We start from the raw sequence: 19,384 nt of genomic DNA, 5'->3' as shown, positions 1-19,384 counted from the left end.
GGGGGAAATCTCGTTTGGCGCCTTTCTCAATAGTGATGTAGATCTCTCCCCTTCTACATGTTGATTCCTCCATAAGATCTGCTTGCGGCCTGTGATATCTTCCAACTATGGATACGAAGGAAGGGCGCCGCTCAGAGCCCGATTTACAGACCGCGGTGGTGCGATTGTCCGACTGCATCCAGCTCATGCAGGCCGATTTGGTGCACGCCAATCCCACCCCCGAAAACCTCGGACATCCCGTCTCGGACATACTCATGTATGACCCGAAGGACGAATGGACCAGCATCGACGGCCGCATCATCCTTGCCGTCGGGCTTACATGCGGTTCGCCCGATTTTGACCAGCTGCTTTACCGGGCCTCGAACAGCAACGCCGCGGCGGTGATCGTCAAGTCCCATGGGACGCCGCTGGAAGAACTGCGCTCGGCGGCGATCCGCCACGACCTGGCGGTCCTTATCGCGCCTGACACCGCCGATTGGACCCGGCTTGTGGCGCTGGCCAGGGCGTCCGTCATGGGAGCGGCCGCGGATTCAGTTTCGGGCGTCCGTCTCGGGGACCTCTACGCGTTCGCCAACGCTGCCGCGTCCATCACCAATGGTGCGGCCAGCATTGTGGATCCGCTCGGCAGGATCCTCGGCTACTCGACACTGCCGGGCCAGCCCATCGACGAGCTCCGCCGCGTCACCACCCTCGCGCTGCAGGAGGTCAAGCCACCGGCGTTCGATGCGGACTTCAAGACCGTTTATGCGTCCGGCGGCGCCGTGCTCATCCCCGGAATCGATGAAGAGATGGCCAGGCTGGCCCTTGCCGTGAGGGCCGGCGGCGAACTGCTTGGCTCGATCTGGATCATCGACCCGGGCGCAGGCAGACGGGAGGCAGCCCTGGAGGCGCTCGACAGGATGGCGCCGCTGGCTGGACTGCATATGCTGCATGCCCGCTCGGCATCCGATTTCGGGGAACGCCGGAACGGAGACCTGATCCGGACGCTCATGGAGGACCCTGGACATGCTCCCTTTGCCGCAGCCCAACTGGGGCTCGAATCCTCCGGCGGGCTCGCCGTCGCGGCCTTTTCCATCGTCCGGCCCGAAACAGGCAGCCTGGAATCAGTCCGTGAAATCCATCGGCTGCTGCACTTGGTGACCACCGTCTGCAACGTGCAGTTCAACACCAGCCACAGCGCCCTCATTGACTCGGTGGTCTACGCGCTTCTTCCTTCCGACGGGGCCACCTCAAGGGCAATCCATCGCCGCGTTGTCCAGGAAATCGGAGCGTACGGCCACACGATCAGCTCCTATCCGCTCATTGCTGCCGTCGGCGGCATCGCCGCCCGCGTAGAGGAGCTGCCAGGATCCAGATCGGAAGCCCTGCAGACACTTCAATACCTGCTCCACCAACAATCGACGAAGCCGGATGCCCCAGGCCGGGCAGTCCCTTCCGTCGGGCTTTTCGAGGATTACAGGATCCCCCTGAATCTCCTGAAGATCGGGGCATTCATCAGCGAGAGCGGATTTGCGGACCTCGACGACATCGCGAAAATCCAGGCCTACGACGCCGAACTGCAAACCGACTATCTGGACACCTTGCGGGCCTACATGGCCTCCAACGGAAACATCTCCGCGATGGCGGCCCGCCTCCACGTGCACAACAACACCGTCCGCTACCGGATCTCGCGCTTGGCCAAGGACTTTGACCTCGATCTGGACGATCCGCAGAAGCGGCTTTGGCTGTGGCTGCGCCTCACAACCATGGACCTCGCCGACATTACAGCGCCTTAACCGCGCTCAATACCTTGGCCAGGGATTCCTTGGCGTCGCCAAACAGCAGCGTGGTTTGCGGTTCGTACATGAGTTCGTTCTCGATTCCCGCGAATCCCGGCCGCATGGACCGCTTCAGGAAGACCACTTGGCGCGCGTCGGCCACTTCGAGGATGGGCATGCCGTAGATCGGCGAGCCCGGGGTGGTCTTCGCGGCCGGGTTGACGACATCGTTGGCACCGACCACCAGCGCGACGTCGGCTGTCCGGAATTCCGAGTTGATCTCGCCCATTTCCTTGAGGGACTCATAGGGCACGTTGGCTTCGGCAAGCAGGACGTTCATGTGCCCGGGCATGCGACCGGCCACGGGATGGATCGCGAAATCGACGTCGATGCCCCTCGCTTCCAACGCAAGGGCGAGCTCCGCCGCCGTGTGCTGCCCTTGGGCCACCGCGAGCCCGTAGCCAGGAACGATGATGACCCTTTGCGCGTAGCCGAGAAGCACGGCCACGTCTTCCGGGCTGGAGGAACGGACGGGGCGGTCGCTCACCGCCGTCGACCCCGCCGTCGAGCCTCCCTTGAACGCGCCGAAGAGGATACCCGCAACGCTGCGGCCCATGGCCGCAGCCATGGCCCGGGTGAGAATGGTGCCCGAGGCGCCCACCAGAGTGCCAGCAACCACCAAGAGCACATTGCCAAGCACCAGGCCGGAGGCTGCCACGGCCAGGCCCGTAAAGGCATTCAGCAGCGAGATAACGATGGGCACGTCCGCGCCGCCTACCGGCAGCACCAGCAGCACGCCCGCCGCCAGCCCCAGCACCAAGAGCACTAGGGCAAGCGCGAGGGAACCACTGAAAACGACGGCGACGGCGGCACCCACCGCTGCAAGCAGCACCGCTCCCATGAGGGTCGGCAGGCCGGGGAACACCACCGGGCGGGTGGTCATGAGCTCCTGGAGTTTCGAGAACGTGATGGCGGAACCCGCGAACGACACCGCCCCCACCAGCAGCGTGAAGACGATGGCCACACGCACCCAGTGGTCCTCCGTGTGCGAGAGTTCCAGGAGCGCAACGAGCGCCGCGGCACCACCGCCCACGCCGTTGAACAGCGCCACGAGCTGCGGCATCTGTGTCATCTTGACCTGGCGCGCGACCGGCGCTGCCACTCCCGAACCGACCACCATCGCGCCCAGGATCAAGGGAACGTTGTCCATTTTGACCGACAAAAAGACCGTGGCGACGGCGAGCGCCGCACCGAAGGCGCCCACCAGGTTGCCTCGCCGGGCGGTACGTGGCGAATTAAGTCCCTTGAGCGCGAGGATGAAACAGACCGCAGCCGCGAGGTAGAGGAGTGAGGTCCACACTGGATCGATGAGGGTCATCGCGTGCCCTCCTTGGACTCGGATGTCTTGGCCTCTACGGCTTCCGGTTTCCCGCCTGGGGGTGCTTCACGTTTGCGGCCGCGGAACATCTCCAGCATGCGGTCCGTCACCACGAAGCCGCCCACGAGGTTGGCGGTGGCGAGGACGACGGCGAGCAAAGCGACCGCGAGGACCCAAGGGTCCGAGGCCTGCCCCGCGACGATGATCGCGCCCACCAGGATGATTCCGTGAATGGCATTGGCCCCGGACATCAAGGGCGTGTGCAGCGTGCTTGAAACCTTGGAAACCACTTCGAAGCCCACGAAGACCGCCAAGACGGTGATGGTGAGCAGGGCGATGCCGTCCATCAGGAGACCCCCTCGTTTGCGGAACCCACGGATTCTGCCGTCTCGGCGGCGAGCGCCGCAAGGGCCTCGGCCGTCGGACCGTGCCGCACCTCGCCGTCGTGCGTCAGGCACGCGCCCGCCACCACCTCATCGTCGAAGTCGGGGACGACAGCTCCATTACACGTCATCAGGGCCAGCAGGTTCGCGACGTTCTTCGCGTAGAGGCGCGAGGCGTCCGCGGGCATTGCGGAGGCGACGTCCTTCATCCCCACCAGGGTGACCGTGCCCTGGCCGTCCGCCGTCGGTATTTGTAGATCCAGGCCAGGCACCGAGCCTTCCACGTTGCCGCCCGACTCCGCGGCGAGGTCGACGACCACCGAGCCCGGGCGCATGTGCTGAACCATTTCACGGCTCACTAGGAGAGGGGCCCGCCGTCCGGGAACCGCCGCCGTCGTGATGAGCACGTCTGCCTGGGCCACGTGCGGGGCGAGCAGCTCACGCTGCAGGGCGCCGCGGTCAGCGCTGAGCTCGCGCGCATAGCCGCCGGACGATTCCGCCGTCTCCACGTCGAGCTTGATGAAGGTGCCGCCCATGGATGCCACCTCGTCCGCAGAGGCCAGCCGGATGTCGTTGGCGGAGACGCGCGCGCCCAACCTCTTCGCGGTGCCGATGGCCTGCAGGCCGGCCACGCCCGCACCCAACACCAGCACGCGGGCCGGGGGAATGGTTCCGGCGGCTGTCATATAGAGCGGGAAGAAGCGCGGGAGGCGCATTGCCGCCTCGAGCACGCAGCGGTATCCGGCCACAAGGGCCTGGGACGTGAGCGCGTCCATGGATTGTGCCCGGGAAATGCGCGGCACCAACTCAAGCGCGAAGGAGGTCACGCCCGCTTCGGCGAGCGCGCGGACGGTGGGAAGTTCCGACGACGGCGAGGCCAGGCCCACGGTGACGGCGCCCCGGCGCAGCGCGGCCGCCGTCGTGGGTTCGAGGGGGCGAACGTGCGCGTAGACGTCCAGTCGGGCGAGATCCAAGGTGGGGACGATGAGGGCTCCTGCCCCGCGGTAGTCCTCATCGCTGTGGCCCGCGGCAGTTCCAGCTCCGCTTTCGACGAAGACTTCCAGTCCAAGTCCGGCCAACTGCTTGACGGTCTCCGGCGTCGCAGCCACACGCCGTTCACCATCCAAGCGTTCCCGCGCTATGCCAAGTTTCACCCGCGCTCCCTTCCCGAAACCCCGTTGTCCTTCTGAACATCATTGCCCCGAGCCGTTGTTGGCTTGAGTCTAGGACGAGGAAGGCTCCGGCGGGAGTAGGGACCTGGGTCGCGGGCCCGATGTATGAATATCCATACTCTGTGCGGTGTTGGGATATTCATACACCGAACAATGTTCTAATATTCATACATCGTACGATGTCGTGATATTCATACAGGGGACCTCAATGCCAAGCTTCGAAGCACGCAACCCCAAGAACCTCGGGGCGGCCATAAAGCATGCACGGACTGCGCGCGGGATGACCCAAGAACAGCTTGCGGAGGATCTCGGGATTCCCCGCCTGTATCTAGTCAGCCTCGAAAATGGAACGTCGAATCTCTGGGCCACCAGAATGTTCCGCACGCTGCGGCGACTCGGTATCAAGGTAACTGTGAGCTTCGAATTACCGGCGGGAATTCCTCATGATTGAACTCCTTGATGTTTTCCTGCGCGACGACCACATCGGCGTCATCACCCCCACCCGCAGGGACAGACGCCAGGTGACATTCACAATAGACTCCTCATACGCGGGGTCACCCAGCATGCTCACCGAAGGCTTCTCCCTGATTCCCGGAACCAAAGCGGATACCCGGCACGCCTCCAACTTCTTTGGTGGGTACGCGCCTGAAGGCAACCACCGTATTCGTCTTGCCAGCAACGCGCGTATCGACGAGAGTGACCTGTTTGCTTTCTTGAAACACTATGGCTTGACCATGGCAGGTGCGCTCTCGATCCGCACTGACCTGCCGAGCGATCATGTGCCCGGCAAATATCGGCCCCTGAGTACCCGCGAAGTTGTCCGCAAGCTCGAGAAGGCCCAGCGAGACTTCGATCTTGGCAACGAGCCGGACAGCGGCCGTTCCATGCTTCCCGGCTTCCAGCCGAAACTACTACTTGCGCGATTCGGGGAGGACTGGGCGTATCCCGAGAATTTGGCCCATTCCACTCACATCCTCAAGCCAGCACCCTCCCACCGCCCCGCTACGATCTTCGATGAGTACTACTCGCACCAGATCGCGCGCCACATGGGCCTGACGGGTTTTCACAGCGAACTGATCACCTACAACCAGACGACATTCCTCTCCATCGAGCGGTACGACCGGATTGTGGCAGGAAATACGGTCCGCCCCATCCATCAGGAAGACGCCGCGCAAGCACTTGGCTTGGACTGGACCGACTCCGCTGCAAAATTTCAGAATCCCCAGCAGCCACGCTCTCCAGCCCGACCCACCGCGCAGCGGATCGCAGAACTCCTTGGCTCATTTGGTGACGGCACGGACATGGAGATCTGGCTCCGCCATTTGCTCTACAACGTGATCATCGGCAACCATGACGCACACGCAAAGAATGTATCCATCCTCCACAAAACCAGCGATGAATCCACGATCGCGGACCTCTACGATGCGGTGCCCATCCTCCACATCAACGACGACCCTTCAAGGGTCGGATCGAAAAAGATCGGCGATGAACTCTCCTTGGCAATTGGTGGCGAATTCAACCATCACAAAGTCACCCTCGACCACTTCCGAGCAGAGGTTGCAAGCTGGGGAGGCCTCAGCGGCCGTCGCGCGGATTCGATCCTCACTGACACTCTCTCCAGATTCGGGGCTGCACTCGAAGAGACTCCAGGCGTTCCCGGTGGCAGTCCCGCGCTCCGGGACCGTATTGGGTACAACTTCGAGCGGATCAGTTCCGGCCGGGCGATCGGAAAGCCAAAGATGCCGCTCAGTGTCTGGCATAGGGCCAACTGAAGCCGTTCCATTCGAATGGCCGGCCATTCCCATCTGCGAGCTGCTCTAATAAGCTCGCTGTGGGCTGGGAGCCTCCAGTTACCGTACCGTCGATGAGCCGGTTCCGGCCGCGCCGTCGGGAAGGAACATGCCATGGCCACGTACAAGATCGGATACTTCGTCGGCAGCCTCTCAAGCCGATCCATCAACCGGGTCCTGTCCGAGGCGCTCATCAGCGTAGCGCCGGAGGAACTCGAATTCACCGAGATTCCCATCAAGGACCTGCCCCTCTACAGCTCTGACTACGACGCCGATTTCCCGCCTGCAGGCCGGGCACTCAAGGACGCGATTGCGGCGTCGGACGGCATCCTGTTCGTGTCCCCCGAGTACAACCGCTCCATCCCCGGCGCCCTCAAGAATGCCATCGACTGGGGATCCCGGCCTTGGGGAACCAACTCCTTCGCCCGCAAGCCCACGGGAATCATCGGAGCCTCCCCCGGCAGCATCGGCACGGCCGTCATGCAGTCCTCCATGCGCAGCGTCCTGAGCTTCCTCGACGCACCTCAGATGAACGCCCCGGAGGCCTACATCAAATTCGATCCGGCAGCCTACAACGAGGATGGATCTGTCCGGGACGAAGGCACCGCGTCCATCCTGCGCCACTACATGGAGGAATATAGTGCGTTCGTCCAACGCGTCGTGGCCGTCAACGCACCCGGGCACATTGGTGACCAACACCCGGATGGCGCCAAGCTGACGCGGTAGCGCGGGGCGGCGCCGGGTTCGAGGGTCAGCGCGTCCAGAGAAGAATCTCGTGGGTGGGCCCGGCGAACTGGCTGACTTGATGGAAGCCGAGGTGTGTCAGTTTGGCGGCGTCAGCGGCGGCGTCGGACTTCTTCTGGGGTGTGGTGACAAGCCACACCCTGGACGTTCGGGCGACCTGGTCCTGCACTGCATCGAACGGGAGCTGGAGTGACCACGGGGACGTCAACCGTTCGGGTCCAGTCACTGCTGCGATGTCCCTGACGTTGCGGAAAGACGCCGGGTAGCCGGACAGCGCGTTTCGTCCGGATTCGATCGGATCCCCCGGGCTGTCGTCGAAGAGGATCCCATCTCCCGGCGTGCTGTTGCCGTCGATAGTCTCGGCGATGAAGGAGAAATCATCGACGACGAACTTTCCGTTGGGCTGCCGCTGCGAAACGTATATCGGAGCGGCAATCCCTGCCAGAAGCACAACCGCAGTGACTTTAAGCCAGACTCGCGGCAGGTTCCCGAGGGCACATGCGAGCAGGATCGCAAAGGCGGGAACCGTGGAAATCAAGTACTTCGGCGTGTATGCCGGTGAGACCAGAAAGGAGTAGACGAACACCGCGACTGTCGGTAGGACGACGCTCGGCACTGCAAAGAGCAATGTCCGGCGGTAACGCTTCCATCCCGTGACCAGCAAGGCGGCAACGAGTATCCAGGCGATTCCGGCCAGCACGACGGCGAGCGATCGTACCCATTCCTGGTCCGGCGTGGTGAAACGCACCACGGTCTTGTAAGGGAAGAACTGCTCCACGAAGACTTGGGCAAACATTTGGGCCGGAGTGGTGTTGATCCAGCTGATCTGCGCTGCCGCCTGGGTGCGGGCAAGCAGAAAGAGCGGGACGGTCAAGGCGAATATCCCAGCAGTTGCAACGCTCAGGACGATCCTTGACCGCCTCGTTCGGGACAAAAGCATGCCGGACAGCCACAGCGATCCGACGGCGAGCACGGCATACATGTGCAGATACACGGCAATGACGCCCACCACTACATAGAGCACAGCGGTGAGGATCCGGGCGCGTTCCGTCAGGAGCAGCATCAGCCAGCCAAGAACGGCAACCATCGCCGCGCACATCGCATAGGAGCGGGCTTCGATTCCCATGGCGGTCATCCTCGGCAGCACAGCGAATGCCATGCCGGCGGCAAGGCCCAACCAGCGGCTGTGCAGCCGGGTCCCGATCGCGACGACTGCGGCCACACCGACGCCGACAGCAGCGGCACTCGGAAACCGCAAGGTCAAAGGGTTTGTCCCCACAACACTCAACCAGCCATGCATGAGCCAGTAGTACAGCCCGAAGACGCCGTCGATGCGCCCTACGATGGCAAACAGTTCCTGGCTCGAATGGTTGGCCACGTAGGCGGTGGCAGCCTCGTCCCGCCAAATCGACGGGATCCAGCTTCCGGCAAAGGACACGAGGAAACCGAACAAGCCGCCCCACAAGGGATCCAGCCGTGGGGAGAACCGTTGCCGAACCCGGTGGTTCTCCAACACCAGGTCAGACATTGGACTCCTCAGGACGGTACGGCACTCCCAACCACTCTAACGTGCCGGTTCCGGGCAGCCGGGCGTGGATCAGGCCCACCGGCTTCCATGCCCCAGCGCCTCCGTAAACAGCACAGCGGAGTGCGGAATCGCCATGAAATAAAAGGCGCTACGCAATCTTCCTTGGATAAAGCTGAATTTTGTCGATAATCTAGCCGTGAATATCAGCCAATCAGCGCTTCTCACGCGTGGATAGAGCACATAGCTGCACTCATTGGGGCGACCTGACATTGCATTTGGGGGAACTTATGAATTTGGCGCTTCGCTCTGCCCTGCGCCGGCGGTCCATCAGACGTCGCACACGCACGAATGACAGGATTTGATAATGTCTTACGACTTTTACGTGTATGCGGCCGAAGCTGCGGAACCGGGCCGTCTCCTGGACCTGGTTAAGTCCGTTCCCGGCCTCACCCCGGCCGAGGGTGCGGAGACCCATGGTGAGGTGGCGTTCCTTCCGGTGGTGAGGGCAACGACGAATTCCTATTGCTTCACCGTGGACGGACCGGAGCAGGTAGACGCCGACGAAGTTCCCGAGAACGTCACCGCGACGGTACTGGCCGTTGGCTACCGCTACGGCGTTCTGGTCGAGGGCGGAGACCAGGCTTCCGTTCCCCTCGCCCGGAGGTTCGCCCGGAAACTCGCGGGCGCCGTCGACGGCGTGTGCCTCGACCCGCAGACCGAGGAACAATGGCCCAAAACCTCACTTCGCAAAGCCCCAAAACCCCCGAAAGACACCGAAATCGACGCCGTTGGCATCTACTGGTACTACCTCACCCAGGAAGCTCCAAAGGATCTGTTGACGCGTTTCCTCCAGGCATGCCGGACATCATTCCCCGAAGCGCTCCCCCGAAAGTACAGTGCCGGCGGCACGAAGCTCGGCACGCTTCAAACCAACGGGGACCAAGCATTCCTGAACCACTATGAAAACGAACCACTCTGGGGTCTCTACGCCGCCGCACCTTTCCCGTGTTCAGCATCGGTTTCGATGGGCTGAAAGGTTTCGCCAAGGACAACACGCGGTCCATCTCGCTCATGGTGGATCGTAAAGCCTTGAACGATGAACGCTGGCGCCGCGGATTGCAGGACTTGTTCACACGAGTGGCCCGCGAGTCTGGCTGTTTCTTCGCCAGCGCAGAAGTTGCTCGTCGCTGGAGTTGGAACGGCAGGAGTCTCAGCGCCAACCTCAGTCTGGCGGAACCAGCGTTCAGTTGCCATTTCTCAGGCATCTGGAGAGGGCTACCCCCATACCCTCAATGGTGGAACTGGTTCTCAACGGAGTACCTCGCCGGCGTCGAACCCTACCTGCTCGGGGAAACCGAACATTACGAAGAAGGAACCTTCTACAGCTGGTCCCCCGAACCTCTGGACCGCGACGAACTCACCAAACGCCTGCCAGATCCCACCAAGCCCTGGATCCCCGAAGAACTCAGCTACGGACTCGACGAATACCGCCGACCCGGAATCCCCGCACAGAAAATGCCCCCAAAACTCAGGCACGACACCCAAGAACCATAGCAACGTAGGCAAATTTCTTACTGGGACGGTCGGCGAAAGGATAAAAAGTGTCTTATGACTTGGCTATCTACGTTGCCGAAGAACTATCGCCCGCAGAGCTTGCGGAACTTGTTCGTGTGTCTCCCGGGCTGGAGCGCTTGGACGGCCCGGCGACGCTTGGTGGCGAGTCTGTCCATTTGCGAGTCGGGCAGGGTGCGCGCCGCACGTATGGCTTCACGGTGGAAGGCCCGATCGCTGTAGAGCCTCAGGACGTCCCGGAAGAAATTACTGCCGTGGCCTTGGGGATCAAGTATTTGTTTCAGGTTTTCGTGGAAGGAACCGCCGACGCGTCTGTTCCCCACGCGATCCGATTCGCGCGGAGACTTTCGAAGCAATTGTCCGGGGCTGTCCTTGACCTTCAGACAGGTGAGGTTTGGCCAAAGAAATCGTTGCGAACGAGACCTTCCCCTGTGTCGCCAGTCAAAACTGACATAGTTGAAATTTGTTGGTATATCGACGCCGATAAGAGGCCTCAAGGCCTGGCCGAGCGATTCCTGCGACTTGCTCGTAGGAATCTGCCGGAGGCGCTGCCTAGACAATTCGGTGTTCGTGAACCGTTTCAGGGACGGCTGGACCGCGACGGCGATCAAGGGTTCGTGGACATGTGCGAAGCGGCGCCTGGGGATACGAATTTCATGGTTGGTACGTACCCGGTGGGGCTCGGTTACATTGACGGGGCCGGGCGAAAGCGGCCGATGTCCATGGTTTCCATGACGGTGGACCGGGCAGCGCTTACTACAGAACCGTGGCGGCAAGCCCTGCGCCGCCTTTTCATCGAATTCTCCATCGAATCGCGCAGCGCTTTCGCTCGCGCTGAGGTGTTGCGGAATTACGTTTGGAAGTCCCGATGGTTCAATAGCTCAAAAGAGTCGGAGTCGGCTATCGATCCGTGCTATATCGGCCAATGGACAGGCCTTTCCACTTATCCGCAATGGTGGACCTGGTATGGCCCAGACTACGTCGAATTGGTCACTCCTTACCTGCACGGGCAGGCTGAAGTACATCCTGATGGTCTCTTCCATTCCGGGCAGACGAGCCGCTGGGCCGTGATGAGCTCGTAGCTCGGTTGCCGGACCCGAGCCGGCCCTGGATTCCCAGCGACTTCTCACCGACCATTTCTGCAGACGATCGATTCGAGAAGTCGGCAGTGGTCATTCCGCCAGGTCTTTACAGGGGACCTGTTCTTGCCCGCTAAGCCCGCTCCAACTTGTTCTCGAAAGCTAAGCAGTCCATGATCATTTACGACCGCCTGCAGCGGGATCCGAAGAACTCCAAGGAGGTACTCCGGATCCTGGCCGAAGCCCTCTACCGGCTCCGGCGCACCCTCTACGCCAGAGAACACGAGCAAGCCTCCGGCGCCCTGACCGAACAAGACCTGACCTCGTCCCTGCGGAACCCCCACCACCCCGACGAGACCGGCTACGCCGTACATTTCCTCGCCGAACTCGACGCACTGCCGGACTTGGAGGAACTGCCCAAACACTCGGACACGTGGGTCCGCAAAGACATCAACAACTCCATCAAGAAGCTCCAAAGGCAGCGGGCAAGAAGCGAACGCAGGACTTGATCATGTCTTACGACTTTTACGTGTACGCGTCCGCGGCCGCAGAACCGGAGGCGCTCTTGGAGTTGGTTAAGTCCGTTCCGGGCCTGGCCCCGGCACGGGACGCAGGCACCGACGCTGAACCCGCGTTCCTGCCCGTCGTGAAGGCGGCCGCGAATTCCTACTGCTTCACCGTGGACGGACCCGAGGAAGTGGACGTCGACGAGGTTCCCGAGAACGTCACCGCGACAGTACTGGCCGTAGGCTACCGCTACAGCGTCCTGGTCGAGGGCGGCGATCAGGACTCCGTTCCCCTTGCCCGGAAGTTCGCCCGGAAACTCGCGGGCGCCCTCGACGGCGTGTGTCTGGATCCGCAAACCGATGAACAATGGCCCAAAACCTCACTTCGCAAAGCCCCAAGGCCTGCTAAGGACACCAAAATCGACGTCGTAATCGTCTACTGGTACTACCTGGTCCAGGAAGCACCAGTGGATCTGTTGACACGGTTCCTCCAGGCTTGCCGAGCCTCATTCCCCGAAGCGCTCCCCCGAAAGTACAGTGCCGGCGGTACGAAGCTCGGCACACTTCAAGCCAACGGAAAGTTAACGAAACTGGGGGCACGCTTACGCTTTGGTTCCGGCCCGAGACTAAACTCTCGAAACCCTTGCAGGATCTGATCAACGGCAATAGGCCGGATCTGTTGGATGGCAGCAGGATCATCCGCATGAACTTCACTGAATTCCTGTACTGAGCAGCCTCCACTACTGTTGAAAGCAAAACGGTCCATGATCATTTACGACTCCGTGTCATCCCATTCCAGGTCACAGAACTTCCCGAAGGATCTGCCGAAGAGTGCAGCAGCCACCCACATAGGCTTCTTCCTGGCGTGGGCGGTGCTCCGTGGCCTCACGAGCGCCCAGCACGGAGCCGGATTGGCGGGCCTCGAAGCGCGGGCGGTCAACCCCGCGGAATACTTCCGCAGTCTGCGGCGGGACAAACTTACCGATGAGGATTTCATCTTCCGAGGCAACCGCTTCGCCATGGCCTATTACAACAGGGAAGAGTGGCAGGTGCCCCACCCCGGCGATGTCTACTACACCGACGACTACCAAAGAGTATTCGCCGAGCAAGGCCTGGGCGTCTACGAAGTAACCGACGACTGGGCACACTTTGACCTGATCGCCCAAAGAATGGATGAGGTCTACCGGAACCATCTGGCGGGAGAACCGCTCGATGATCTCCAACGCGCGGTCCTCCGCAAGGCAGGCGATGCGACAGCACGCTCCGTTCCCGCTTTCGCCTCGCACGACACACCGGACCATGAACGCGGCATCCTCCGCGATCTCGCCGGGGTAGGAGTCGACGTCGACAACCTGGGCCAGCTACTCGCCTCGGCCATCCCCTATCCCGAGGCGGTTCCCGTCTTTCTTGACTGGGCAGAACACCTCGAGGAAAGAGTCGAACCTGAATCCCAGCGGGATCTTCTCCGGAGTCTGGGTTTCCTGCTGCAACGCCCGGAAGAGAAGAGGCAGACATACCCGGTCCTGATAAGACATGTCAGAGACAACAAATTCGACGGCTTCACTCTGCATAATGTCGCATTCACGGCGAGCTTGGCTGTCACCGACGCCGACTTTGACGACGTCGCGCGCATCCTTGAGAACCCCGACACAGCCACCTACATGACTGGATTTCTGTCGCCGTTCATCAGGGATTCCGGACGGCCGGAAGCCCCGCAGCTGCTTATGGACGCTTTGACGGTAAGGTCGAACACCTCCGACGCCGCGACCGCCTTGGCGGACCTGGAAATCACCGAGGCCATACCCCTGATCGAGGACGCCCGCCTGCAGTGGGACCCGAAGAACTCCAAGGAGGTCCTCCGGATCCTGGCCGAAGCCCTCTACCGGCTCCGGCGCACCCTCTACGCCAGAGAACACGCACAAGCCTTCGGCGCCCTGACCGAACAAGACTTGACCTCGGCCCTGCGAAACCCAAAGCACCCCGACGAAACCGGCTACGCCGCACACTTCCTCGCCGAACTCGGCGCCACCGACGCACTGCCTGCCCTGGAGGAACTGCCCAAACACCCCGACACGTGGGTCCGCAAAGACATCAACAACTCAATCAAGAAACTCCAAAGGCAGCGGGCAAAAAACGAACGCAGGACTTGATCTTGTCCTACGACTTTTACGTTTACGCGTCCGAAGCGGCAGAAACGGGCCGGTTACTGGAGCTGCTCCGGTCCGTGCCGGGACTCGCACCGGCAGAGGATGCGGATACAGACTCAGAACCGCAGTTCCTGCCCGTCGTTAGGGCAACCACTGGCTCGTACTGCTTCACCGTTGACGGGCCGGAGCAGATGGGCGCAGACGAGGTGCCGGAAAACGTCACGGCGACGGCCTTGGCCATCGCCTACCGCTACGACATCCTGGTCGAGGGCGGCGATCAGGACTCCGTTCCCCTTGCCCGGAGGTTCGCCCGGAAACTCGCGGGCGCCCTCGACGGCGTGTGTCTGGATCCGCAAACCGATGAACAATGGCCCAAAACCTCACTTCGCAAAGCCCCAAGGCCTGCTAAGGACACCAAAATCGACGTCGTAATCGTCTACTGGTACTACCTGGTACAGGAAGCACCGGTGGATCTGTTGACACGGTTCCTCCAGGCTTGCCGAGTCTCATTCCCCGAAGCGCTCCCCCGAAAGTACAGTGCCGGCGGTACGAAGCTCGGCACGCTTCAAGCCAACGCTGACCAAGCTTTCCTGGACCACTATGAAAACGAACCACTCTGGGGCCTCTACGCCGAAGGAACCTTCCCCGTGTTCGACATCAGTTTCGACGGGCGTGAAGGCCTCACCCCAGGCCAGATTCGTAACACTTCCATGACGATCGATCGCACCACTCTTAACGACGAGCGCTGGCGCCACGGACTGAAGGACTTGTTCACACGGGTGGCTCGGGAGTCAGGCAGCTTCTTTGCCAGCGCGGAAGTGGCACGCGGCTGGAGTTGGAGTGGCAGAAGCCTCAGCGTAAATGCGAGCACAGCCGAACCAGCCTTCAGCTGCACCCTCCCCAACACTTGGGGAGGACTGCCCCACTACCCTCAATGGTGGAACTGGTTCTCGACGGAGTACCTCGCCGGCGTCGAACCCTACCTTCTCGGGAAAACCGAACATTACGCAGAAGGAACCTTCCACAGCTGGTCCCCCGAACCCCTGGACCGCGACGAACTCACCAAACTCCGCCCCGATCACACCGAACCCTGGATCCCCGAAGAACTCAGCTACGGACTCGACGAATACCGCCGACCCGGAATCCCCGCACAGAAAATGCCCCCAAAACTCAGACAAAGCCCTCAGGCACCTGAAACAACAACGTAGGAAGAAGCCCCCTGCCCTACTCCCCAGTCAGCCCGTCCACCGACTCCCGGAGGAGGTCGGCGTGGCCGTTGTGTCGCGCGTACTCCTCGATCATGTGGAGCACGATCCATCGCAGGCTGGGTGCCCGGCCATCAGACCAGGTGCGGGCGGCAAGCCGGTCCAGGCCGCCGTCGTCCATTGCTTCGGCGACCAGCAAGCGGGAGCGGTTCACGGTGTCCTGCCAGAGCGTACGGAGATGCTCCGGCGAGTCCTCGGCGGCTGAGTGCCATTCCCAGTCCGGGTCGGCTTTCCAGTCCACGGTGTCCCATGGCGGCTGCCGGTCCCGGTTGTGCATGCATTGGGAAAACCAGTGCTCCTCAACATAGGCCAAATGCTTGAGCAGCCCGCCCAGGGTCATTGACGACGGAGCCACGGTCGCCTCCAACCCGGATGCGTCGAGCCCCGCGCACTTCCACGCAAATGTGGCTCGCTGGTAATCCAGGAAGCCCAGCAGGCTAGCGGCCTCGTCGGCTGCGAGGGGAGGTTCCGGGCGTCCTTGCTCATCCACGTCGGTCATGGGCCGTGAGCCTACGCGTTGCAACGCGCGGTGGCAACGGCCCAAAAAGCTAATGCTTCGCCGAGACATCCTGCGATATCGTCCGCGCGGTCTCCACGATCTGCTCCCTGACCGATTCGAGGTAGGCCTCGGGGTCTGGCTGGGCGGCGACGTTCTGGGCTTGGAGCGAGACGTTGACGGCGGCAGCCACATGGCCCGCGTTGTGGTTCCATACAGGCGCAGCGATGGACATAAGCCCGAGTTCCAGCTCTTGGTCCAGGAGGCACCAGCCCTGCTTGCGCACCCGGTCCAGCTCGCCCAGAAGCTCCGCGCGGGACGTGATGGTCCGCGGTGTCAGGGCCTTGAATTCCACTTCAGCCAAATACTCGTCAAGTTTCTGCTGCGTCAGGCCGGCCAAAAGCACCCTACCCATGGACGTGGCGTAGGCAGGGAAGCGCGTGCCCACCGAGATGCCGACCGTCATGATCCGGCGCGTGGTCACGCGGGCCACGTAGAAAATGTCCGCGCCATCCAGCACCGCGGCCGACGTCGACTCCCCCAGCTTCAGTGAGAGATCTTCGAGGTGCGGCTGTGCGAGCTGGGGCAAGGACAACGCCGACAAGTACGAGTAGCCAAGCTGCAGCACCATCGCCGTGAGCGCGAAGGTCTTGCCGTCCGTGCGGACGTAGCCCAGCTCCACCAGGGTATGCAGGAACCGACGGGCCGTGGCACGCGTCAGGTTGGTGCGCGCCGCCACCTCGCTGAGTGTCATGACGGGGTTGGCCGCGTCGAACGCACGGATCACGGCCAAGCCGCGTGCCAGCGACTGCACGTACTGGTCACTCGCCTGGGGAGCACCTGCTTGCGGCACTCCGGCTACTGCTGCGTCGGTCATGGTTACCAATCTTATTGGCGCGAACTAGCAGCAGGTGCCCCTTCAATTGCTTCCAGAGGGCATCTGCTGCCAGTTCGCGCTCGGCTTTGAGCGCGTTAGAGGCCGACGACGGCGCCAGCCGCCTTCTCGTCGAACGGCACCAGCGGGACCGGCACCAGCGTCTGGAGTTCTTCGAAAGTGCAGCCGAACGTCTCACGCACCCTCACGCCGTCGGGCCCTATCAGGAAGACGGCCTTGTCCGTGTACACGCGGGTCACGCAGCCCACGCCGGTGAGCGGGTAGCTGCAGGTGTCGACGAGTTTGGAGGCGCCGTCGCGGGTCAGGAGAGTCATCATGACGAACACGTCCTTCGCGCCGGTGGCCAGGTCCATCGCCCCGCCGACCGCCGGGATCGCGTCCGGCGCCCCGGTGTGCCAGTTGGCGAGGTCACCCGTGGCGGAGACCTGGAAAGCGCCCAGCACGCAGATATCCAGATGGCCGCCTCGCATGATCGCGAAGGAATCGGCGTGGTGGAAATACGAAGCGCCGGGGAGCTCGGTGACCGGGATCTTGCCGGCGTTGATGAGGTCGCCGTCGATCTCCTCGCCCTTGGCCTCCGGGCCCATCCCGAGCATCCCGTTCTCCGTGTGGAGCGTGATGTTCTGCTCTTCCGTGAGGTAGTTGGAGACGAGCGTGGGCTGGCCAATGCCGAGGTTCACGAAGGAACCCGGGGCGATGTCGCGCGCCACCAGCTGCGCGAGGTCGTCGCGGCCGAGGGGTGTTGTTGAGGTTTGGATGCTCATGTCAGGCCACCTTCACGATGCTGTTGACGTAGATCCCCGGGGTCACCACGTTCTCCGGGTCCAGGGCGCCGGTCGGGACGATCTCGGACACCTGGACGATGGTGTGCTTCGCGGCCGCGGCCATGATGGGGCCGAAGTTCCGGGCGGTCTTGCGGTAGACGAGGTTGCCTTTGCCGTCGGCCTTGAGCGCCTTGATGAGCGCGACGTCGGCATGGATGGGCGTCTCGAAGACCTGCCATTTGCCGTCGAGGAAGCGGGCGTGCTTCCCTTCCGCGAGCATGGTGCCATAGCCGGTCGGCGTGAAGAATCCGCCGATGCCGGCCCCGGCAGCCCGGATGCGCTCGGCCAGGTTGCCTTGCGGGACGAGCTCCAGTTCGATCTCCCCGGCCTTGTACTTGGCGTCGAAGTGCCAGGAATCGGACTGGCGCGGGAAGGAGCAGATCATCTTACGGACCCGTCCTTCCTTGATGAGCAGCGCCAGGCCCTGATCGCCCTGGCCCGCGTTGTTGTTCACCACGGTGAGGTCGGTGGCGCCGGAATCGAGCAGCGCGTCGATGAGTTCGAACGGCTGGCCCGCGTTCCCGAAGCCCCCGATCATCACGGTGGAGCCGTCCTTGATGCCGGCGACTGCTTCGCCGACCGTGTCAATGAATTTCAGCATTGCCTTAGCCCTTCACCGATTGTGCCGAAATTCCGGCAGTGACGTTCTCAAGCACCACGGCCAGGCCTTGCCCGACGCCGATGCAGATGGCCGCGACCCCCCAGCGCTGACCGGAGGCCTGAAGGCTGCGGGCCAGGGTCCCCAGGATGCGCGTGCCCGAGGCGCCCAGGGGGTGGCCCATGGCGATCGCGCCGCCGTGCCGGTTCACGATGGACGGGTCGATACCCCACGCATCGATGCAGGCCAGGGACTGCGCGGCAAAGGCCTCGTTAAGTTCGACGGCGCCCACCTGGTCCCAGCCGATGCCCGCCTTCGCGAGGGCCTTGTTGGCGGCCTCCACCGGGGCGTAGCCGAAGAACTGGGGATCGTTTCCGTGTGCTCCGCGGCCGGCGATGCGGGCCAGCGGCTCCAGCCCGAGCAGCCCGGCGGCGCTTTCGCTGCCGATCCAGGCCGCGGACGCGCCGTCGGACAGCGGAGAAGCGTTCCCGGCTGTGACCGTGCCGCCTTCAGGGCCGCTGGATTCGGGCCGAAACACGGTCTTGAGCCCGCCGAGCTTCTCCGCCGTCGAACCAGCCCGGATACCCTCGTCACGGACCAACTCGGTGCCCGGAACCTGGGTCACCAACTGGTCGTAGAAGCCCTCGTCCCACGCGGCTGCGGCGAGGTTGTGCGAGGCCGCGGCGAACTCGTCCTGCCGCTCCCGGGTGATCCCGTACTTCTCACGCAACCGTTCCGTGGCCTCGCCCAAGGAAATCGTCCACTCGGCAGGCATCGCCGGGTTCACCAGGCGCCAGCCCAGGGTGGTGGAGGCCAGGGTCATGTCGCCGGCCGGGTATGGCTTCGAGGTCTTGGGCAGCACCCACGGGGCACGCGACATGGACTCGGCGCCGCCCACCAGCACCAGTTCGGCGTCGCCGGCGTTGATCTGGCGCGAAGCGATGATCGCGGCGTCAAGGGAGGAACCGCAGAGGCGGTTGACCGTGGTGCCCGGGATCGACGTCGGGAGCCCTGCCAGGAGTGTGGCCATGCGGGCGATGTTGCGGTTCTCCTCGCCGGCGCCGTTGGCGTTGCCGAACACCACTTCGTCGATCCGCTCAACGTCCAAAGCGGGGGCGCGCTTGACGGCTTCTCGCACCACGTGGGCCGCGAGGTCGTCCGGCCGGACCCCGGCAAGGCCCGAGCCGAATTTTCCAAAAGGTGTGCGCACGGCGTCGTACACATACGCCTGGTTCATGGGGTCTCCTCTA

20 protein-coding genes are annotated in these 19,384 nt (G+C 62.7%); 11 read left to right on the top strand and 9 right to left on the bottom strand.

All coding sequences use genetic code 11. The features are described from left to right. Positions 1-107: 107 nt before the first annotated feature. The gene (locus NFJ07_RS08805; protein ID WP_269993730.1) at positions 108-1,775 is read left to right on the top strand and encodes a helix-turn-helix domain-containing protein; all 1,668 of its coding nucleotides are present in this window, start codon (positions 108-110) and stop codon (positions 1,773-1,775) included. Here the strand turns inward: NFJ07_RS08805 and NFJ07_RS08800 are convergent. Genes NFJ07_RS08800 through NFJ07_RS08790 form a run of 3 tightly spaced genes read right to left on the bottom strand, consistent with a single transcriptional unit; the run spans position 1,762 to position 4,672 of the window. Further along, positions 1,762-3,135, bottom strand: coding sequence for an NAD(P)(+) transhydrogenase (Re/Si-specific) subunit beta (locus NFJ07_RS08800; protein ID WP_269993729.1), 1,374 nt, complete (start codon positions 3,133-3,135; stop codon positions 1,762-1,764). The two genes, NFJ07_RS08805 and NFJ07_RS08800, sit on opposite strands and share 14 nt — an antisense overlap. Further along, positions 3,132-3,482, bottom strand: a complete 351-nt coding sequence (locus NFJ07_RS08795) for an NAD(P) transhydrogenase subunit alpha (protein WP_269993728.1) — start codon at positions 3,480-3,482, stop codon at positions 3,132-3,134. Before NFJ07_RS08795 ends, NFJ07_RS08800 begins: the two co-directional genes overlap by 4 nt. Continuing rightward, positions 3,482-4,672 carry a Re/Si-specific NAD(P)(+) transhydrogenase subunit alpha gene (locus NFJ07_RS08790; RefSeq protein WP_269993727.1) on the bottom strand — a complete coding sequence of 397 codons (1,191 nt, stop codon included), beginning with the start codon at positions 4,670-4,672 and terminating at the stop codon, positions 3,482-3,484. Before NFJ07_RS08790 ends, NFJ07_RS08795 begins: the two co-directional genes overlap by 1 nt. A 226-nt stretch (positions 4,673-4,898) precedes the next feature. On the opposite strand from NFJ07_RS08790, the gene NFJ07_RS08785 reads away from it, so the two are divergent. From NFJ07_RS08785 to NFJ07_RS08775, 3 genes are all read left to right on the top strand, one after another. After that, the gene (locus NFJ07_RS08785; protein ID WP_269993726.1) at positions 4,899-5,141 is read left to right on the top strand and encodes a helix-turn-helix transcriptional regulator; all 243 of its coding nucleotides are present in this window, start codon (positions 4,899-4,901) and stop codon (positions 5,139-5,141) included. Further along, the gene (locus NFJ07_RS08780; RefSeq protein WP_269993725.1) at positions 5,134-6,462 is read left to right on the top strand and encodes a type II toxin-antitoxin system HipA family toxin; all 1,329 of its coding nucleotides are present in this window, start codon (positions 5,134-5,136) and stop codon (positions 6,460-6,462) included. The genes NFJ07_RS08785 and NFJ07_RS08780 overlap by 8 nt, the downstream gene beginning before the upstream one ends. Before the next feature lie 132 nt (positions 6,463-6,594). Then, positions 6,595-7,206 (top strand): NADPH-dependent FMN reductase, encoded by a 612-nt coding sequence (locus NFJ07_RS08775; RefSeq protein ID WP_269993724.1) that lies wholly within the window; start codon positions 6,595-6,597, stop codon positions 7,204-7,206. A gap of 25 nt (positions 7,207-7,231) precedes the next feature. Here NFJ07_RS08775 and NFJ07_RS08770 read toward each other — a convergent pair whose 3' ends face one another. After that, positions 7,232-8,752, bottom strand: coding sequence for a glycosyltransferase family 39 protein (locus tag NFJ07_RS08770; protein ID WP_269993723.1), 1,521 nt, complete (start codon positions 8,750-8,752; stop codon positions 7,232-7,234). 364 nt (positions 8,753-9,116) lie between these two features. Between NFJ07_RS08770 and NFJ07_RS08765 the strand changes: the two genes are divergently transcribed. The 7 genes from NFJ07_RS08765 to NFJ07_RS08735 all read left to right on the top strand — a co-directional run bounded on the left by NFJ07_RS08765 (position 9,117) and on the right by NFJ07_RS08735 (position 15,264). Beyond that, a complete protein-coding gene (locus NFJ07_RS08765; RefSeq protein ID WP_269993722.1) occupies positions 9,117-9,785 on the top strand; it encodes a hypothetical protein in 669 nt (222 codons plus the stop codon). Next, a complete protein-coding gene (locus tag NFJ07_RS08760; RefSeq protein ID WP_269993721.1) occupies positions 9,758-10,306 on the top strand; it encodes a hypothetical protein in 549 nt (182 codons plus the stop codon). The genes NFJ07_RS08765 and NFJ07_RS08760 overlap by 28 nt, the downstream gene beginning before the upstream one ends. A gap of 47 nt (positions 10,307-10,353) precedes the next feature. Then, the gene (locus NFJ07_RS08755) at positions 10,354-11,406 is read left to right on the top strand and encodes a hypothetical protein (protein WP_269993720.1); all 1,053 of its coding nucleotides are present in this window, start codon (positions 10,354-10,356) and stop codon (positions 11,404-11,406) included. Between the two features lie 170 nt (positions 11,407-11,576). Next, positions 11,577-11,912, top strand: coding sequence for a hypothetical protein (locus tag NFJ07_RS08750; RefSeq protein ID WP_269993719.1), 336 nt, complete (start codon positions 11,577-11,579; stop codon positions 11,910-11,912). A gap of 2 nt (positions 11,913-11,914) precedes the next feature. Next, a complete protein-coding gene (locus tag NFJ07_RS08745; RefSeq protein WP_269993718.1) occupies positions 11,915-12,565 on the top strand; it encodes a hypothetical protein in 651 nt (216 codons plus the stop codon). Between the two features lie 108 nt (positions 12,566-12,673). Further along, positions 12,674-14,059: a HEAT repeat domain-containing protein gene (locus tag NFJ07_RS08740; protein ID WP_269993717.1), complete on the top strand. Its 1,386-nt coding sequence runs from the start codon at positions 12,674-12,676 to the stop codon at positions 14,057-14,059. A gap of 2 nt (positions 14,060-14,061) precedes the next feature. Continuing rightward, positions 14,062-15,264 carry a hypothetical protein gene (locus NFJ07_RS08735; protein WP_269993716.1) on the top strand — a complete coding sequence of 401 codons (1,203 nt, stop codon included), beginning with the start codon at positions 14,062-14,064 and terminating at the stop codon, positions 15,262-15,264. A gap of 16 nt (positions 15,265-15,280) precedes the next feature. On the opposite strand, the gene NFJ07_RS08730 is transcribed toward NFJ07_RS08735, so the two are convergent. The 5 genes from NFJ07_RS08730 to NFJ07_RS08710 form a co-directional block, all read right to left on the bottom strand. After that, positions 15,281-15,820, bottom strand: a complete 540-nt coding sequence (locus NFJ07_RS08730; RefSeq protein WP_269993715.1) for a DinB family protein — start codon at positions 15,818-15,820, stop codon at positions 15,281-15,283. Positions 15,821-15,869: 49 nt separating this feature from the next. Beyond that, positions 15,870-16,694: an IclR family transcriptional regulator domain-containing protein gene (locus NFJ07_RS08725; RefSeq protein WP_269993714.1), complete on the bottom strand. Its 825-nt coding sequence runs from the start codon at positions 16,692-16,694 to the stop codon at positions 15,870-15,872. A 95-nt stretch (positions 16,695-16,789) separates the two neighbouring features. Next, positions 16,790-17,476: a 3-oxoacid CoA-transferase subunit B gene (locus tag NFJ07_RS08720; RefSeq protein ID WP_269993713.1), complete on the bottom strand. Its 687-nt coding sequence runs from the start codon at positions 17,474-17,476 to the stop codon at positions 16,790-16,792. 1 nt (position 17,477) lies between these two features. Continuing rightward, positions 17,478-18,137, bottom strand: a complete 660-nt coding sequence (locus NFJ07_RS08715; protein WP_269993712.1) for a 3-oxoacid CoA-transferase subunit A — start codon at positions 18,135-18,137, stop codon at positions 17,478-17,480. 4 nt (positions 18,138-18,141) lie between these two features. Then, positions 18,142-19,371, bottom strand: coding sequence for a thiolase family protein (locus tag NFJ07_RS08710; RefSeq protein WP_269993711.1), 1,230 nt, complete (start codon positions 19,369-19,371; stop codon positions 18,142-18,144). Positions 19,372-19,384 lie beyond the last annotated feature (13 nt).

The organism is Arthrobacter sp. B2a2-09 (assembly GCF_027587375.1).
Taxonomy (GTDB): Bacteria; Actinomycetota; Actinomycetes; order Actinomycetales; family Micrococcaceae; genus Arthrobacter.
Note: the sequence above shows the minus strand (reverse complement) of the source record. Positions and strands in the feature narration are given on the sequence as shown.